11 protein-coding genes are annotated in these 13,604 nt (G+C 56.1%); 1 reads left to right on the forward strand and 10 read right to left on the reverse strand.

Annotated features, from left to right (window positions below):
- Nucleotides 1-3 precede the first annotated feature (3 nt).
- The 7 genes from wcaD to V1599_RS16905 form a co-directional block, all read right to left on the reverse strand.
- Nucleotides 4-1,224, reverse strand: a complete 1,221-nt coding sequence (wcaD, locus tag V1599_RS16875; RefSeq protein ID WP_297122498.1) for a colanic acid polymerase WcaD — start codon at nt 1,222-1,224, stop codon at nt 4-6.
- Nucleotides 1,199-2,416, reverse strand: a complete 1,218-nt coding sequence (gene wcaC, locus V1599_RS16880; protein WP_395300480.1) for a colanic acid biosynthesis glycosyltransferase WcaC — start codon at nt 2,414-2,416, stop codon at nt 1,199-1,201. The genes wcaD and wcaC overlap by 26 nt, the downstream gene beginning before the upstream one ends.
- The gene (gene wcaB, locus V1599_RS16885) at nt 2,413-2,904 is read right to left on the reverse strand and encodes a colanic acid biosynthesis acetyltransferase WcaB (protein ID WP_395300481.1); all 492 of its coding nucleotides are present in this window, start codon (nt 2,902-2,904) and stop codon (nt 2,413-2,415) included. The genes wcaC and wcaB overlap by 4 nt, the downstream gene beginning before the upstream one ends.
- Complete coding sequence (gene wcaA, locus V1599_RS16890; RefSeq protein WP_395300482.1) at nt 2,904-3,746, reverse strand: colanic acid biosynthesis glycosyltransferase WcaA; 843 nt, start codon at nt 3,744-3,746, stop codon at nt 2,904-2,906. Before wcaA ends, wcaB begins: the two co-directional genes overlap by 1 nt.
- Nucleotides 3,747-3,895: 149 nt before the next feature.
- Nucleotides 3,896-6,058 (reverse strand): tyrosine-protein kinase Wzc, encoded by a 2,163-nt coding sequence (wzc, locus tag V1599_RS16895; RefSeq protein ID WP_395300483.1) that lies wholly within the window; start codon nt 6,056-6,058, stop codon nt 3,896-3,898.
- Nucleotide 6,059: 1 nt separating this feature from the next.
- The gene (gene wzb, locus V1599_RS16900) at nt 6,060-6,503 is read right to left on the reverse strand and encodes a low molecular weight protein-tyrosine-phosphatase Wzb (protein WP_112010445.1); all 444 of its coding nucleotides are present in this window, start codon (nt 6,501-6,503) and stop codon (nt 6,060-6,062) included.
- A 6-nt stretch (nt 6,504-6,509) separates the two neighbouring features.
- Nucleotides 6,510-7,649 (reverse strand): polysaccharide export protein, encoded by a 1,140-nt coding sequence (locus V1599_RS16905; protein WP_112010444.1) that lies wholly within the window; start codon nt 7,647-7,649, stop codon nt 6,510-6,512.
- Between the two features lie 693 nt (nt 7,650-8,342).
- Here V1599_RS16905 and V1599_RS16910 point away from each other — a divergent pair.
- Nucleotides 8,343-9,926, forward strand: coding sequence for a TerC family protein (locus tag V1599_RS16910; protein ID WP_112010443.1), 1,584 nt, complete (start codon nt 8,343-8,345; stop codon nt 9,924-9,926).
- Nucleotides 9,927-10,093: 167 nt separating this feature from the next.
- Here the strand turns inward: V1599_RS16910 and asmA are convergent, their stop codons facing one another.
- From asmA to udk, 3 genes are all read right to left on the reverse strand, one after another.
- Nucleotides 10,094-11,944, reverse strand: a complete 1,851-nt coding sequence (gene asmA / locus V1599_RS16915; RefSeq protein ID WP_112010442.1) for an outer membrane assembly protein AsmA — start codon at nt 11,942-11,944, stop codon at nt 10,094-10,096.
- Between the two features lie 22 nt (nt 11,945-11,966).
- Nucleotides 11,967-12,548: a dCTP deaminase gene (dcd, locus tag V1599_RS16920; protein WP_112010441.1), complete on the reverse strand. Its 582-nt coding sequence runs from the start codon at nt 12,546-12,548 to the stop codon at nt 11,967-11,969.
- 91 nt (nt 12,549-12,639) lie between these two features.
- Complete coding sequence (gene udk / locus V1599_RS16925; RefSeq protein WP_112010440.1) at nt 12,640-13,281, reverse strand: uridine kinase; 642 nt, start codon at nt 13,279-13,281, stop codon at nt 12,640-12,642.
- Nucleotides 13,282-13,604: the final 323 nt, after the last annotated feature.

Here is a 13,604-nt window from a genome sequence, read left to right on the forward strand (position 1 = left end):
TCGTCATACGTTCGTAATATTAAGCGCCTTGCGCAGAATAAACGGACAGACAATCAAGAAAGCATATTCCGGGCTAAATATTGACCCGGTAAAAAACAGCGACACCGGCGTAAAAAGATAAAGCTGCACGCGGAAGTTTTGGTTATCACCAAACGCGTTAATCATCATTTTGAAAACTTTAAACAGATACCACAGGGTCAACAGTACGGCGAACCACGAAAAATAAATAATCAGCAGATACAGACCATTGTCTATGGTTTTTCCGACGTCCGCACCGTTAAAGATTCCGAATGATGCAACATATTCATAAAGTGAGCCGAATCTTACTACGCCATCAATATGGGTTAAGGAATAACCCACCATCACCAGTGGACCGATGATGCGATAATAAGATGATGACCCTTCCGTTCCCAAATCTCCCAGACGTTCAGAGATGTACGGGAAGGCAAATATCACGCCAACTAAAAATACCGTCAGGGAGATAATCGCCAGCGGCAGCTTTTTCTTAATCGCGTCTTTGTTCAGGTACTGAAAGGCCCACTCCAGCAGGTAAAACAGGATAAATGTCATTACCCCTGAGAACGATCCTGACAGAACAATTCCTGCAAGAATCATAGCATCGGTCTTAGGGGTTTTGATACCAAACTGTTTGATGCTGAGCCAAATTGAGATTAACGCCAGAGCGAAAAATGCCGGTTCAAAATAAAGCGCCGTAGTACGCTTCCCGCCAAACTTAATGAAGTTCAGTACATAGCTGTTACTGTATATAAGATATTTCGAAATTATTTCCATCAGGCTGCTGCCGCCCGTCAAAATAATTTGCGCCATCTCCATAGCGGCAAGCATAACAATCAGCCCGACGACAATATAAAAGAACCTGAGGATTTTCCGATAATTGTGCGGAGAAATTGTTTTAAAGCGAATACTCCACACCATGCCGATAATAATCACGATATAGACGAACAGCATGGTGGAGGTGACGTATTTGCTGGCATCCAGCGATTGGCCAAAGATGTAGTTAAAGGCCGTCAGGCCAAACCCAAGCCCCAGCGCGATCATCAGCTTCTTAAGGCTGATTTTCTCAACGTAGAGTAAAAGCAGCACCGGCAGGAAGGTCACGATGGTAATCGGGAAGCTTTCGCCCAGCTGGGCAATCTTGACGTTGACCAGCAGGTAGATCAGCGGCAGCAGCAGATAGCTACAGATTCTGATAGAACGAGACATACTCCTCCAGCATCTGTTGTCCACTGTAGGCCTTGCGGCTGCGCTTGCGGAACGATTCCAGGTCAGTGCCAAAAACGGCCTGCGCAATCTCCGCCTTCGGCATCTGCACCAGCGGCAGCACCTCGTTTTCCGCAAAGGTTTTACCGCCCGATTTTTCCAGCACCTCACGCGCCGCGTCGCTGTGGGTCGCAATCACCGGCACGCCGATGGAAAGCGCTTCGCAGAGGATCAGCGGGTAGTTGTCGACGCGCGAGCTGAACACCAGCGCGTCCATTTCATTCAGCGCGCTCATCAGCTTACGCTTGTCGGTTTCAAACCCGTGGTTCACCACGTTGGCCCCGTCAAACGGTGAAAATTTGCCGAAGGTATGCAGCTCAATCTTGTCGCCGAGCGCCATCATGTCGCGCACCAGCTGCTGGTTAGTTTTGCCGTCGTAGCGCAGGTCGTGCGCCACCACGGCAATTTTCGGCCTGCCTGCGGTCTGCGCAACCGGCGTGAGCTCTGCCAGAATCTCTTCCGTCGCCACGTCGATGCCGTTATTGATAATTTTGCAGCGCCCTGCCCCGTACAGGCTGTTAAAGGCGTCCGCCACGTGCTGGCTAGGTGAAATAAAGGTGCATCCGAGCGAAAGCATCTCGCGGAACAGCTGGCGCTTGTCGGCTACCAGCTGGTGGGCGCGATCCACCTTCACCGGCGGATAGTTGCTGAGCGTCGGGCATTTCTGGCAGTTATCTTTCCAGCCTTCGCAGCCGTCGGTAAAGGCGCAGCGCCCGGTCACGCTCCAGTGGTCGTGCAGCGTCCAGACGAAGCGAGTGTCCGGCTTGTGGGCCTGCACGTTTTCACAGAACGACACCACCTCTTCCAGATTCAGCCAGTAGCTGTGCAGCACGTGAAAATGCAGCACAACCGGGCCGCTGGTGCGGGTGACCGTGCGGTAAAGGTTGTTGAGGTTGCCAAACAGATCGCGGTTGAACAGGCGAAACAGGGCGATGTTGGCCATTGAGGTCAGGCGCGGCGTCTGCTTTACGACGTGCGGATAGCTGTCGTGGCTGACGCTTTTTTTGCCGCCCTTGCCGTAGCCGTAGACAAAGCGCGACTGAAGTCCCTGTTGCAGCGCGCGCTGGTGCAGATCCAGCGCCACGCCTGCCGCCCCGCCCTCTGCGAGGCGTACGTTAAATTGCAGAATGTTCATTTAATCACCTTCACGCGGGCCTTCTCGCCCACCACCAGCGCGTTGTCGGGAACGCTGTCCAGCACCACGCTGCCTGCGCCAATCGTCACGTTATTGCCCACGGTAATCTCCCCGATCATCACCACGTTGGCGCCGAGTTCGACGTTATTGCCAATGACCGGGCAGGCCAGGCTGTCCGGCCCGCGGTTGCCGATGGTCACGGCGTGGCGAATGGTGAAGTCATCCCCCGCGACGACAAACTTGTTGATGACGACGGCATAGCCGTGGTGAATGGTGAAGCGTCGGCCGATGGTGGCAGCAGCCTGAATCTCATAGCCAAAAATGCACTCGGTGACGATGCGGTACAGCACCAGCACCGGCGCGGCCCAAATGTTGTTCAGCACGTTTTTCTTGCGCCATACGGAGCAAAAGTGCGCGATGCGATAGGCCAGAACCATGCAGCACGGGCGCAGGCTCCAGCTATTTGCGCGGCAATCTTCCAGAAACATTATTTCCCCCGAAGCCCGTCGGCCAGACGCTTGCCGTTGCGTACCGACAGCAGCGTCATCAGCGTGCGCCAGTTCATGCGCTTGTTGCGGATCTGGTAAAGGGTGAAGAGCTGATATTTACGGCTGGCGCGGTCGAACTTGTCCTTGTGCTTGCGGTAAAAGTGGAAGTAGCCGGAGAATTTTTTCGGCGACGAGGTAATCTGCATTTCGCCGTGGTTGATGTGCAGGATCTGCGTGGCTTCCTCTACCTTCCACGGCTCGCCGTACTCCACCACCATGCGCAGGAAGATGTCGTAATCCTGCGCCGCCTTCAGCTCGGTATCGAACAGACACTCCTTAAAACGCCACGCCCAGGTAAAGACCTGATTGCCAATAATGTTGCGCTTGTAGAACAGGCGGCGAGAGTACGGCGATTTCGGGTACAGCGGCAGGCTCGCGGGCTGCGAGTACACCTCGCCCTGGCAGACGTAGTCGTTGGCATATAAAAACGCGTGCGTCACCAGCTGCGCCTTGTGCGACAGGAAAATCGACAGGCGGTTTGGCGTCCACTCGTCGTCATCGTCAATACCGGTCAGGTACTGGCCCTTCGCCTGCATAATCGCCTGGTTGCGCACCGCGCACGCCCCGGAGTTGATGGCGTTGTGCGTATACATCACGCGCGGGTCGTTGAGGTCGGCGACGAACTTTTGCAGCTGCTCGAAGGAGGATGAACAGTCGTCGACGATAATCAGCTCCCAGTTATCGTAATCCTGACGTAACACCGACTTAATGGCGCGGATCGCCAGCTGCTGACGGTTCCATGTCGGCATGTAGATTGAAATTAAAGGGCGTTGTGTGTTCATGGTCTTCCCCTCACCCCAGCCCTCTCCCCAAAGGGGAGAGGGTGAAAGGCAGTCAGTAGTCGTCATTATGTTCATACCCAAACTCCCGCACCGGACAGTCCCCTCTCCCCTGTGGGGAGAGGGTTAGGGTGAGGGGTGTGGGTATTTTGTTATTTACTGTCAGACTTATATTCGTACTCGTAATACCCGTAATCCTGATAACCGGTCGCGCGGCGGAAGATGGAGTTCAGGATCACCCCTTTCACCTCGATGCCGTTTTGCTCGAATCGGCTGAGGCTGGTTTCCACTTCCTTCAGCGTGTTCACCGCATAGCGCGCCACCATCAGCGTGGTGCCCGCATGGCGGCCCACGACGGCGGCATCGGTCACGGCCAGAATTGGCGGGGTATCGATCAGCACCAGGTCATAGTGTTTGCTCGCCCATTCAATCAGCTGCGTAAAGCGCTCGCTCATCAGCAGCTCGGACGGGTTCGGCGGCACCTGGCCGCGCGGGATCAGGTCGAACTTAGGAATCGAGGTCGGCTTGGCGCTTTCGCTGATTTCCCCTTTGCCGAGCAGAATTTCAGACAGGCCGTTAACGTTGTTGGTGCCCAGCAGCTCGTGGGTATAGCCCTTACGCATATCGCAGTCGATCAGCAGCACGCGCTTGTTGGTCTGGCTCACCACCGCCGCCAGGTTGGCGCAGACGAAGGTTTTACCAATCGACGGGCTGACGCCGGTCATCATCAGCACGTTATTCTTGGCCTGCATCATGGCGAAGTGCAGGCTGGTACGCAGGCTGCGCACCGCTTCAATCGCCAGGTCGGTCGGGTTACCCACGGCAAGGAGCTGGCTCTGCTTGTAGCGCTTAACGCCCTTCACGGTTTTCACGCTGTCACGCGACTTCTGCCACTCGGACAGCGGGATGCTGGCGTAGACGCTGATACCGTTCTCCTCCAGCACCTGCGGGCTTTCGATACCGCGGTTGAACAGGGAGCGCAGCAGCACGCCGACGATGGAGAGCATCAGGCCGAGAATAATGCTGCCGAAAATAATCAGCGCCTTCTTCGGCTTCAGCACGCCGGGCTGGGTGATGGCCGGGTCAACGATGCGCACGTCGCCAACGGTGCTGGCCTCGGTGATCTTCAGCTCCTGCTGCTTGTTCAGCAGCTGCATGTAAACCTGCTGGCCGGACTCCACGTCGCGCGTCAGGCGAACGATCTCCTGCTGCGTTTTCGGCATGGCGGTCACGCGGTTGTTAAGCTTCGCCTTCTCTTCTTCCAGCGTCTGGCGTTTTTCCAGCAGCGTGCGGTAGGCCGGATGGCGCTTGGTATAGAGCTTGGAGATCTCCGCTTCCTTAAAGGTCAGCTCGTTCAGCTGGGCGTCGATGTTGACCATCGAGTCGAGAACGGACTTCGCTTCCAGCGGCAGGTCAACGGAGTCTTTATCCTGGCGGAACGCGTTCAGCTTGTTTTCGGCGTCGTCCAGACGAGCACGCACCTCCGGGAGCTGTTTACCGAGGAAGGCCAGGCTTTTCGCAGCCTCGGCCGACTTGCGCTCAACGTTCTGCTCAAGGTAGTTGCGGGTGATGCTGTTGAGGATGTCGCGGATCTGATCCTTATCTTCCCCGGTAAAGGTCATGCTCAGCACGCCGGTGTCTTTGCCGTTTTCCGTCACGGTAAGGTTGTTTTGCAGGTTGTTGATCATCCCGAGCGTGGAGAATTTGGTGACGGTAAACTCGCCGCCCTCCTGCGCGTGGATCGCGCTGACCCGCATGCTCACGCCGTCTTTGGTCAGCATCTGCCCAACTTCACCGCGCGCGCTGAAGCCCGCGTCGCTGGTTAGCTGATACCGGGTTGGCCCTAGCACGGTAAGGGTGAAGGTCTGGTCGCCTGCCCCTTTCGGCAGCACGAAATCGCTCACTTTTACCGTGTCATTGCTGCGGCCCATGAGCCTGTCCCAGCCCGCGCCGAAGATCGGGAAGGTATTTTTGGTCACGGAGATGTCGAGTCCGAGGTCGTGAACCGTTTTACCCAGCACCAGGCGCGACTGGATCAGCTGAATTTCAGCGTCGGATGCTGGCGGCTTGTTCGCCAGCGCGGAGCCGATATCCTGCACCAGCGAGTTGCCGGTGTTTTGTTCGATTTGCACCAGCGCGTCGGCGCTGTAGATCGGGGTGGCGAAAAGCGTATAGATCACCGCGGCGGCGGCAAATACGGCAGTGATCCCAAGCACCCACCACTTCGCTTCGACAACGGTGCCAACCAGGCGGCCAATATCAATTTCATCACTGCCCGACGTCGGGGCGGCAGAAGGTTTTGTTTTTTCTGTCATGTTATCCCTGCTGAGCTTTCAGTGCCTGCGCCCACTGTTGGGCAGACTGGTCAAGTAAGGTGTATACCGCCTCAAATGCCTCACGGCTCTTGCGATACGGGTCGGGAATTTCGCGCTCGCCGTCCCAGTGGCCAAAGAGCATCACCTTGCCGCGCATTTCGGGTGCGATATCGCAAAGCGCGTGAATGTGGCGCTTTTCCATCGCGAGGATCAGGTCATATTCCCGACACATCCGGCCGGTGACCTGGCGGGCAACGTGCCCGTCGAGGGAGAGGTGATGATCCAGAGCGACGTTTGAGGCGCGTTCGTCGGCGCCTTTGCCGACCAGCGCGCCCAGACCCGCAGAATCAACCGTTAACGCAGGCTGGTACTGCTTCAGCAGACGTTCAGCCGTTGGGGAACGGCAAATGTTCCCCACGCATACCACCAAAATTTTGTTAAACATCGCGGCTTACCAGGTGTGAATGTCGCGCGCCGTATCCGTCATGTAGCGAACGCCACTGATGGTTGGCAGCAACTGGTTGATCAGGCGGTTCCAGCGGGCAACCGGCGCGGTAGTGACATACACCACGTCATAAGGCTGGAGGCGGAACGACGTTGCCATCACCAGCGAGGTGGCGTCGGACATATCGAGCTGGTAAATGTTGGCAATCTTGCCTTTGCTGCTGGCGTCGTCCTTCAGAGGGCGGATCACGAAGATGCCGCTGGCGTTGGAGGAGGTCAGGTCGATGCCTTCCGCATTGCCCAGCGCTTCGGTCAGGGTCATGCCGCTGAAGTCCATTTTGAGCGTGCTCTGCTTCTTCACTTCGCCCATCACGAACACTTTCAGATCGTCGTTGCGCGGCACGTAGAGAATGTCGCCCGGATAAAGCAGGCGGTTTTGCGTCAGATCGCCGTTTTGCATCAGCGCCTGGAGCGAGATGCGCTGCTCTTTTCCGCCGTGCGTCAGCACCACGTTGCGCCAGTCGGCGCCGTCGGTCAGGCCGCCGGCGGCGTTGATAGCGTCCAGCACGGTCAGCGGAACGTTGGTGATGGCCTGCTGGCCGGACTTGTTCACCTGGCCGGAAATGTAGGCTTTCTGCGAGCGGAACGCGGCGATATTAACGTCTACCTGCGGGTCGGCGATGTACTGCGCTAAGCGGCCGGTAATATCACTACGGATCTCGGCAAGCGTTTTGCCTGCCACATGCACTTTGCCAATGTACGGATAGAACATCGTCCCGTCAGACTGCACCCAGTTGCCGGTGTCGCTTGAGCTGCGGTACTGACCCGCTGGCGTGGTGAGTTCGGGGTGGTCCCAGACGGTCACGTTAATGACGTCACCCGGCCCGACGCGATACTGGTAGTTGGCGATTTCCTGATCCAGGGACATATTCGGCTGCGCAACATTTGGACGCGGGCGTAATTGTTCAACCAGACGCGGGGTTAACGGATACACATTCACCATTTTGTCGAGGTCAAAATCAGCATCCTGCTGTTTAATCACATCCTTTCCCATTGTTGACATATTGCTGCCGGGAAACACCGTGCAACCACTCATCAAGGTCACAGACACCAATAATGGCATCAATTTCATTTTGGATTTCATCATTGATTATTTATCACTTTGGCAGAGTAATTATCCTGTGCAAATTAAATAAGCGCGGATCGTTATGTCATTCAGAATGCAGTTAACACGAAAGAAATATAACTGGCATCAGTCCTAAAAAAAGCTTATTCATCCATTGGCTATTGACAGAATAATTGAGGCTGACTCACACGCTTTCGGGCACGCTACCGCCCTTGGCTTTCAGTTACCAATCCACTGACTAAACAATGTGTTATGGATAAACTCCCTCTTGGATGAGGTCTTTTGGAAAATAGTTCAGCAACGTTTGACGTCGGCTGAAAATGAATAACCTTCTCGTCAGACCGAAACAATAATAGCAACAAGGAAATTTAACATTTGATGCTGGGAGAATTGTTGCAGCTAACCTAATAGCAGGCAAGGAGACAACCGTCCTAATATTGGTTTTTAAGAATAATATTAAGCGCAAGTTTTCGTGGTTTTAGGATTTTCTTTATATTGACAAAATATTATTAAAAGCCCTGGCCTGCGATATTTCCTAAATACGTGACTATGTAATATATTCTGCGCAACTGGCTTATTTACAGACACATTATTTGGCGATCTTATATCTCGGCAGTATTAAGAGAAATCTCAGCATGGCATTGCATTTTTCCTGCATATTATCCATGATCGAAGTGTGACATTGGTCATACAACAGAAGGTATTGCTATTACTATGGAATGGATTGCCGATCCATCAATCTGGGCCGGGCTGGTTACGCTGGTTGTTCTTGAATTAGTCCTCGGTATTGATAACCTGGTTTTTATCGCTATCCTCGCGGAAAAACTGCCCCCTGCGCAGCGTGACCGCGCGCGCGTCACCGGCCTGCTGCTGGCGATGGTGATGCGCCTGCTGCTGCTGGCGTCAATTTCCTGGCTGGTGACGCTGACCACTCCCCTCTTCACCGTTCACGGCCTGAGCTTTAGCGCCCGGGACCTGATCATGCTGTTCGGCGGGTTGTTCCTGCTGTTCAAAGCCACGGTGGAGCTCAACGAGCGGCTTGAGGGCAAGGACAGCGAAAACCCGACCCAGCGCCGGGGCGCCAAATTCTGGCCGGTGGTGGCGCAAATCGTGGTGCTGGACGCCGTCTTCTCGCTGGACTCGGTGATCACCGCCGTCGGGATGGTGGACCACCTCGCGGTAATGATGGCCGCCGTGATCATCGCCATTACGCTGATGGTGATGGCCAGCAAGGCGCTGACGCGGTTTGTGAACAGCCACCCGACCATTGTGATCCTCTGCCTGAGCTTCCTGCTGATGATCGGCTTTAGCCTGGTGGCCGACGGGTTCGGCTTCTACATTCCTAAAGGCTATCTGTACGCGGCGATTGGCTTCTCGGTGATTATCGAAGCGCTTAACCAGCTGGCGTCGTTTAACCGCCGCCGCTTCCTCTCCGCCAACCAGACGCTGCGCCAGCGCACGGCCGACACGGTGATGCGCCTGCTCAGCGGGAAAAAAGAGGACGCGGAGCTGGATGCGGAATCCTCCGCGATGCTGGCCGACCATCGCGACGAGCCGATCTTTAACCCGCAGGAGCGGAGGATGATCGAGCGGGTGCTGAACCTGAACCAGCGTACGGTCAGCAGCATTATGACCTCGCGCCACGATATCGAGCATATCGACCTGACGGCGCCCGAAGAGCACGTGCGCGCCCTGCTGGACAAAAATCAGCACACCCGCGTGGTGGTCACCGGCGGTGAAGAGGAAGAGGAGCTGCTGGGCGTGGTGCACGTGATCGACCTGCTGCAGCAGCAGCTTCACGGCGAGCCGCTCAACCTGCGCGCGCTGGTGCGCCAGCCGCTGGTGTTCCCGGAGGGGCTACCGCTGCTCTCCGCGCTGGAGCAGTTCCGCAACGCGCGCACCCACTTTGCGTTCGTGGTGGATGAATTTGGTTCCGTGGAGGGTCTGGTGACGCTCAGCGACGTGATGGAGACCATCGCCGGGAATTTACCGAACGAGGTGGACGAGATCGACGCCCGTCACGATATCCAGAAGAACGCCGACGGCACCTGGACGGCAAACGGCCATATGCCGCTTGAAGATCTGGTGCAGTTTGTTCCTCTGCCGCTTGATGAGAAGCGCGAGTACCACACCATCGCGGGGCTGCTCATGGAGTACCTGCAGCGTATCCCCACGCCGGGCGAAGAGGTTCAGGTGGGGGATTACATGATTAAGACGCTGCAGGTTGAAAGCCACCGCGTGCAGAAGGTGCAGCTTATTCCGCTGCGCGGTGAGGATGACCTGGATTATGAAGTGTAGATAAAAGCAAAACGGCAACGCCGTTGCCGTTTTTACTGTTTGCCCCCTCTCCCCGTGGGCTGAGGGTTCCCCACAAATTACAGTCTGGCACCGAATACTCCCTCTCCCCGTGGGAGAGGGCTTGGGTGAGGGCATCAGGCCGCACATCCCACCCGGCACTCGCGCTATCAAAGCTTATCCAGCAGCTTCTTCACGTCCTTCCCGTTCTGCGAATCCTTGTTGCGATCCGCCCACTCGTTCAGGCGGCGTTTTGCCTCATCCTGCAGATGCTTACGCAGGATCTGGTCGACCTGCAGGCTGTAGTTCAGCGCCTGCCATTTACCGTAAACGGTGAGCGGTATCGGCGTAACCTTCAGGAAATCAATCAGCTCGCTTTGCCCTTCCCAGCCTGACAGCACGCGAACGTTGAAGCGGGTGTCCGCCGTCTCTTTTACCAGGTCCATCGTGCCGGACCCGGTCAGCGCCAGCATAGAGGACGTGCCCTGCATCCCGTTCAGGGACAGGTTTCCATTGTTCAGCGTCAGGTCGGTGCTAAAGCTGTCGAGACGCGTGGCGCTGTCATAATTCTCCTGCGCCTTCACGCTGCTGCTGCGCTCGACCGCCTGCTGCACCAGCTGCTGGAAGTTAAGCCCTTCCATGCGGGTATCCTTGAGCGCAACGTGCGCCTGGCCCTGCCAGCTGCGGCGGAACGCCTCGGCGTCAATTTTGGTGCCGGAGAAGTCCCCTGCCAGCGACATTTTCCCCGTCAGCGCAATCGGATAGTTAAAGGCGTTGAGGATCGTACCAATCTCTACGTTTTCAAGGCGCGGCTTGAACTCCGCGCTGGCGGTATCCGTGCGCACGTCCAGCGTGCCCGGCAGTGAGATATTCCCTGCCCCCATCTTGCCCGCCAGCTCGGAAATCACCAGCAGGCCGCCGTGGTTAAACATCTGGCCGCTGACGTCGGTGAAGTCAATGCCGCGCCAGCGCACGCTGTTGGCTTTCAGCAGAATATCGGCGGTAAAGCCGCGCAGCCCGTTGTAGTCAGGCTGTTCGAGATTCGAGGAGATCACCGGGCGCGACTGCGACATCGGGTTTTTTCCGATCTGTCCATTATCGAGTGCTGCGGCGCTATCCGGTTCCGGCGGAAGCAGATTCTCCAGGTTCAGCTTGTCGAACTGGAGATCCAGGACCCATTTAGGGTTTTCGGCGAGCAGGACGCTGGCCTGACCTTTCAGGCTGCTGTCGTTGGCCTGCAGGTCGAGCTTGTCCAGCTCCAGCTGCTTTTGTTCTTCATGCCACACGGCCTGAAGGGTGCCCTGGCCGGTAATGCCCTTGGCTGGGAGGTCAGCCCCGGTCAGCTGCCAGTTCATCTGCTGGATATCGGCCATCAGGCGATGGGGGTAATCGGATGCATCGATGTTGGCGTTCAGGGAGAGGGTCAGGTCACGCTGATCGCGATTGACCCGGCCAGAAAAATCGAGCGTGCCGACGTGGTTCGCATCCTGCTCCATTTTTAGGTTGATGCCGCGAACGGTGACCTGCTCGTCGCTTTCGTGCTGGAAGACCAGCACGCTGTCGGCCACCTTCAGGGTCGCGATGTCAAACGACCAGCCGGTGTCGGACGGCACGTCAGGAAGCGTATTTTCTCGCGGTGCCACCGGCGCGTCCGGCTGGCGTACGGCTTCCGTTTGCGGCGTCAGCTGAATCACCGCGCCTTTCAGCATCACCTGATTGACCTGAAGCTGATGGGAAAAGAGCGGAATGAGCGCCACGTCAAGGCGCATATTGTCTGCCGCCACGATCGGCTGTGCCGCCCCCGGCGCGGTCAACGACATGCGGCCAGAAAGAATGCTGAGCTGGGGCCAAACGTGCCAGCGCAGCGGCCCGTCGAGCTTAAGTTGGTAACCGCTGCGCGCCTCAACCTGCCGCACCATATAGGTGCGGAAGTCATTCGGGTTTACCAGCAGAACCAACGCTGAAAGGCCAGCCACCAGCACCACCAGCAAAATCATCAGCGTTGTCAGAACTCTTCTCATGGCATCCTCAGTGGACTAGCAATCAGTCTTTATCAATACGACTGGCGACCGCACCCTGCTGATCGCGGTATTTTGCGTCCTGGCGGCGGTTGTAGGGACGATCCGCCGGGCCCGTTAACGGTTCAAAGCTGAGCGCACCTATCATCATGCCCGGGCGCAGCGCCAGCGGCAGTTTACCGGCGTTGAAAAACTCCAGCACAATGCGCCCTGACCAGCCCGGATCGATTCGGTGCGCGGTCACGTGGACCATCAGCCCCAGGCGCGCCAGCGAGGAGCGTCCGTCAAGCCAGCCCACCAGATCGGCCGGCAGCGTGACCGACTCAAAGGTCACGGCCAGCGCCAGTTCGCCAGGATGAAGATAAAACGCCTCGCCGTCTTCAAGAACAATTTCGTCGCTCATCACCCGGTCAAGCGCCGCACTGACTTCATCTTTCGGCCCGCTCAGGTCGATAAACGGTGCAGTATGGCCGCTGAAGGTGCGGAATTTATTCCCCAAACGCACGTCGACGGTGACGCCGTTAATACGCTCCACCGGCGGACGCGGGGTAATAGACAGGCGGCCTTCATCCAGCCAGGCTTCTATATCACGGTCACAAAGACGCATGGCACTCTCTCCTTTCGTGCATCGCGCCCTGACGCCGTACAGGCTCAGGGCAAAACCAGGTTATCTCTGAACGGTACACAATTCGCACGGCTTATTCAAAAAACTGGCTGATTTTCGCTTTTAAGATATCAATGGCGATACGGTTTTTGCCGCCACGAGGGACGATAATATCGGCATATTGCTTGGAAGGATCAATAAATTGCAGGAACATCGGGCGCACGGTTTTTTGATACTGCGCCATCACGGAGTCCATTGAGCGGCCGCGCTCGTTGACATCGCGCTTAATACGGCGCATCAGGCAGATATCCAGCGGGGTATCGACGAAGATAGAGAAGTTCATCGATTCGCGCAGGCGCGCGTCCGTCAGCAGGAGAATGCCCTCCAGAATGATGACCTTCTTCGGCTCAATGCGAACGGTCTCCTTGAGGCGAGTATGCTCGACGTAGCTGTAAACCGGCAGCTCAATGGCCTGGCCGCTTTTCAGCGCCTCTAAATGCTGGAACAGCAGGCTGTGATCCATCGCGTTCGGATGGTCATAGTTGGTCTTAACGCGCTCTTCCATCGAAAGATGAGATTGGTCTTTGTAATAGCAGTCTTCGGGTATGACGCCGATATGCTCATCACCAACTTGTTCGCGCAGTTCGCGATAAAGCGTACTGGCAATAAGACTTTTACCTGAAGCTGATGCGCCGGCGATGCCGATAATGACGCACTGATGAGACTTATCAGTCATAAATTTAGCGACCTGATTGACCTGGATGTTAAGGAAGGACGACGCCGTAGCGTCAAACGCGGCAATTATAGGGATTTCGCCTGCGCGATACCAGTCGAATGCGCAGGTATTGCGAGAGGGGCAGCAAAGTCGTTTATCACTCCCTGAGCTAAATTTTAACGCCTGTTTTTTCAGCGTCTGGGATGAATTTTTAGCAGAGTAACTCTTTAATAAGTCTATGATGTCAAATTATGAGCAGTCGGCATAGGAATTGTAAATTGTTTGTACTAGCATAAACCCCACTCTCACTTTCACGCGTCCGGATTTCGCTCCTGACGGCATGG

It is taken from the genome of Enterobacter sp. ECC-175, from assembly GCF_043968675.1.
Lineage (GTDB): Bacteria > Pseudomonadota > Gammaproteobacteria > Enterobacterales > Enterobacteriaceae > Enterobacter.

Coding starts and splice junctions, on each gene's coding strand:
- wzc (WP_395300483.1), bottom strand. CDS start 6,058: ATGACAGAAAAAACAAAACCTTCTGCCGCCCCGACGTCGGGCAGTGAT.
- wcaD (WP_297122498.1), bottom strand. CDS start 1,224: ATGTCTCGTTCTATCAGAATCTGTAGCTATCTGCTGCTGCCGCTGATC.
- wcaC (WP_395300480.1), bottom strand. CDS start 2,416: ATGAACATTCTGCAATTTAACGTACGCCTCGCAGAGGGCGGGGCGGCA.
- V1599_RS16905 (WP_112010444.1), bottom strand. CDS start 7,649: ATGATGAAATCCAAAATGAAATTGATGCCATTATTGGTGTCTGTGACC.
- wcaA (WP_395300482.1), bottom strand. CDS start 3,746: ATGAACACACAACGCCCTTTAATTTCAATCTACATGCCGACATGGAAC.
- wcaB (WP_395300481.1), bottom strand. CDS start 2,904: ATGTTTCTGGAAGATTGCCGCGCAAATAGCTGGAGCCTGCGCCCGTGC.
- V1599_RS16910 (WP_112010443.1), top strand. CDS start 8,343: ATGGAATGGATTGCCGATCCATCAATCTGGGCCGGGCTGGTTACGCTG.
- wzb (WP_112010445.1), bottom strand. CDS start 6,503: ATGTTTAACAAAATTTTGGTGGTATGCGTGGGGAACATTTGCCGTTCC.
- asmA (WP_112010442.1), bottom strand. CDS start 11,944: ATGAGAAGAGTTCTGACAACGCTGATGATTTTGCTGGTGGTGCTGGTG.
- udk (WP_112010440.1), bottom strand. CDS start 13,281: ATGACTGATAAGTCTCATCAGTGCGTCATTATCGGCATCGCCGGCGCA.
- dcd (WP_112010441.1), bottom strand. CDS start 12,548: ATGCGTCTTTGTGACCGTGATATAGAAGCCTGGCTGGATGAAGGCCGC.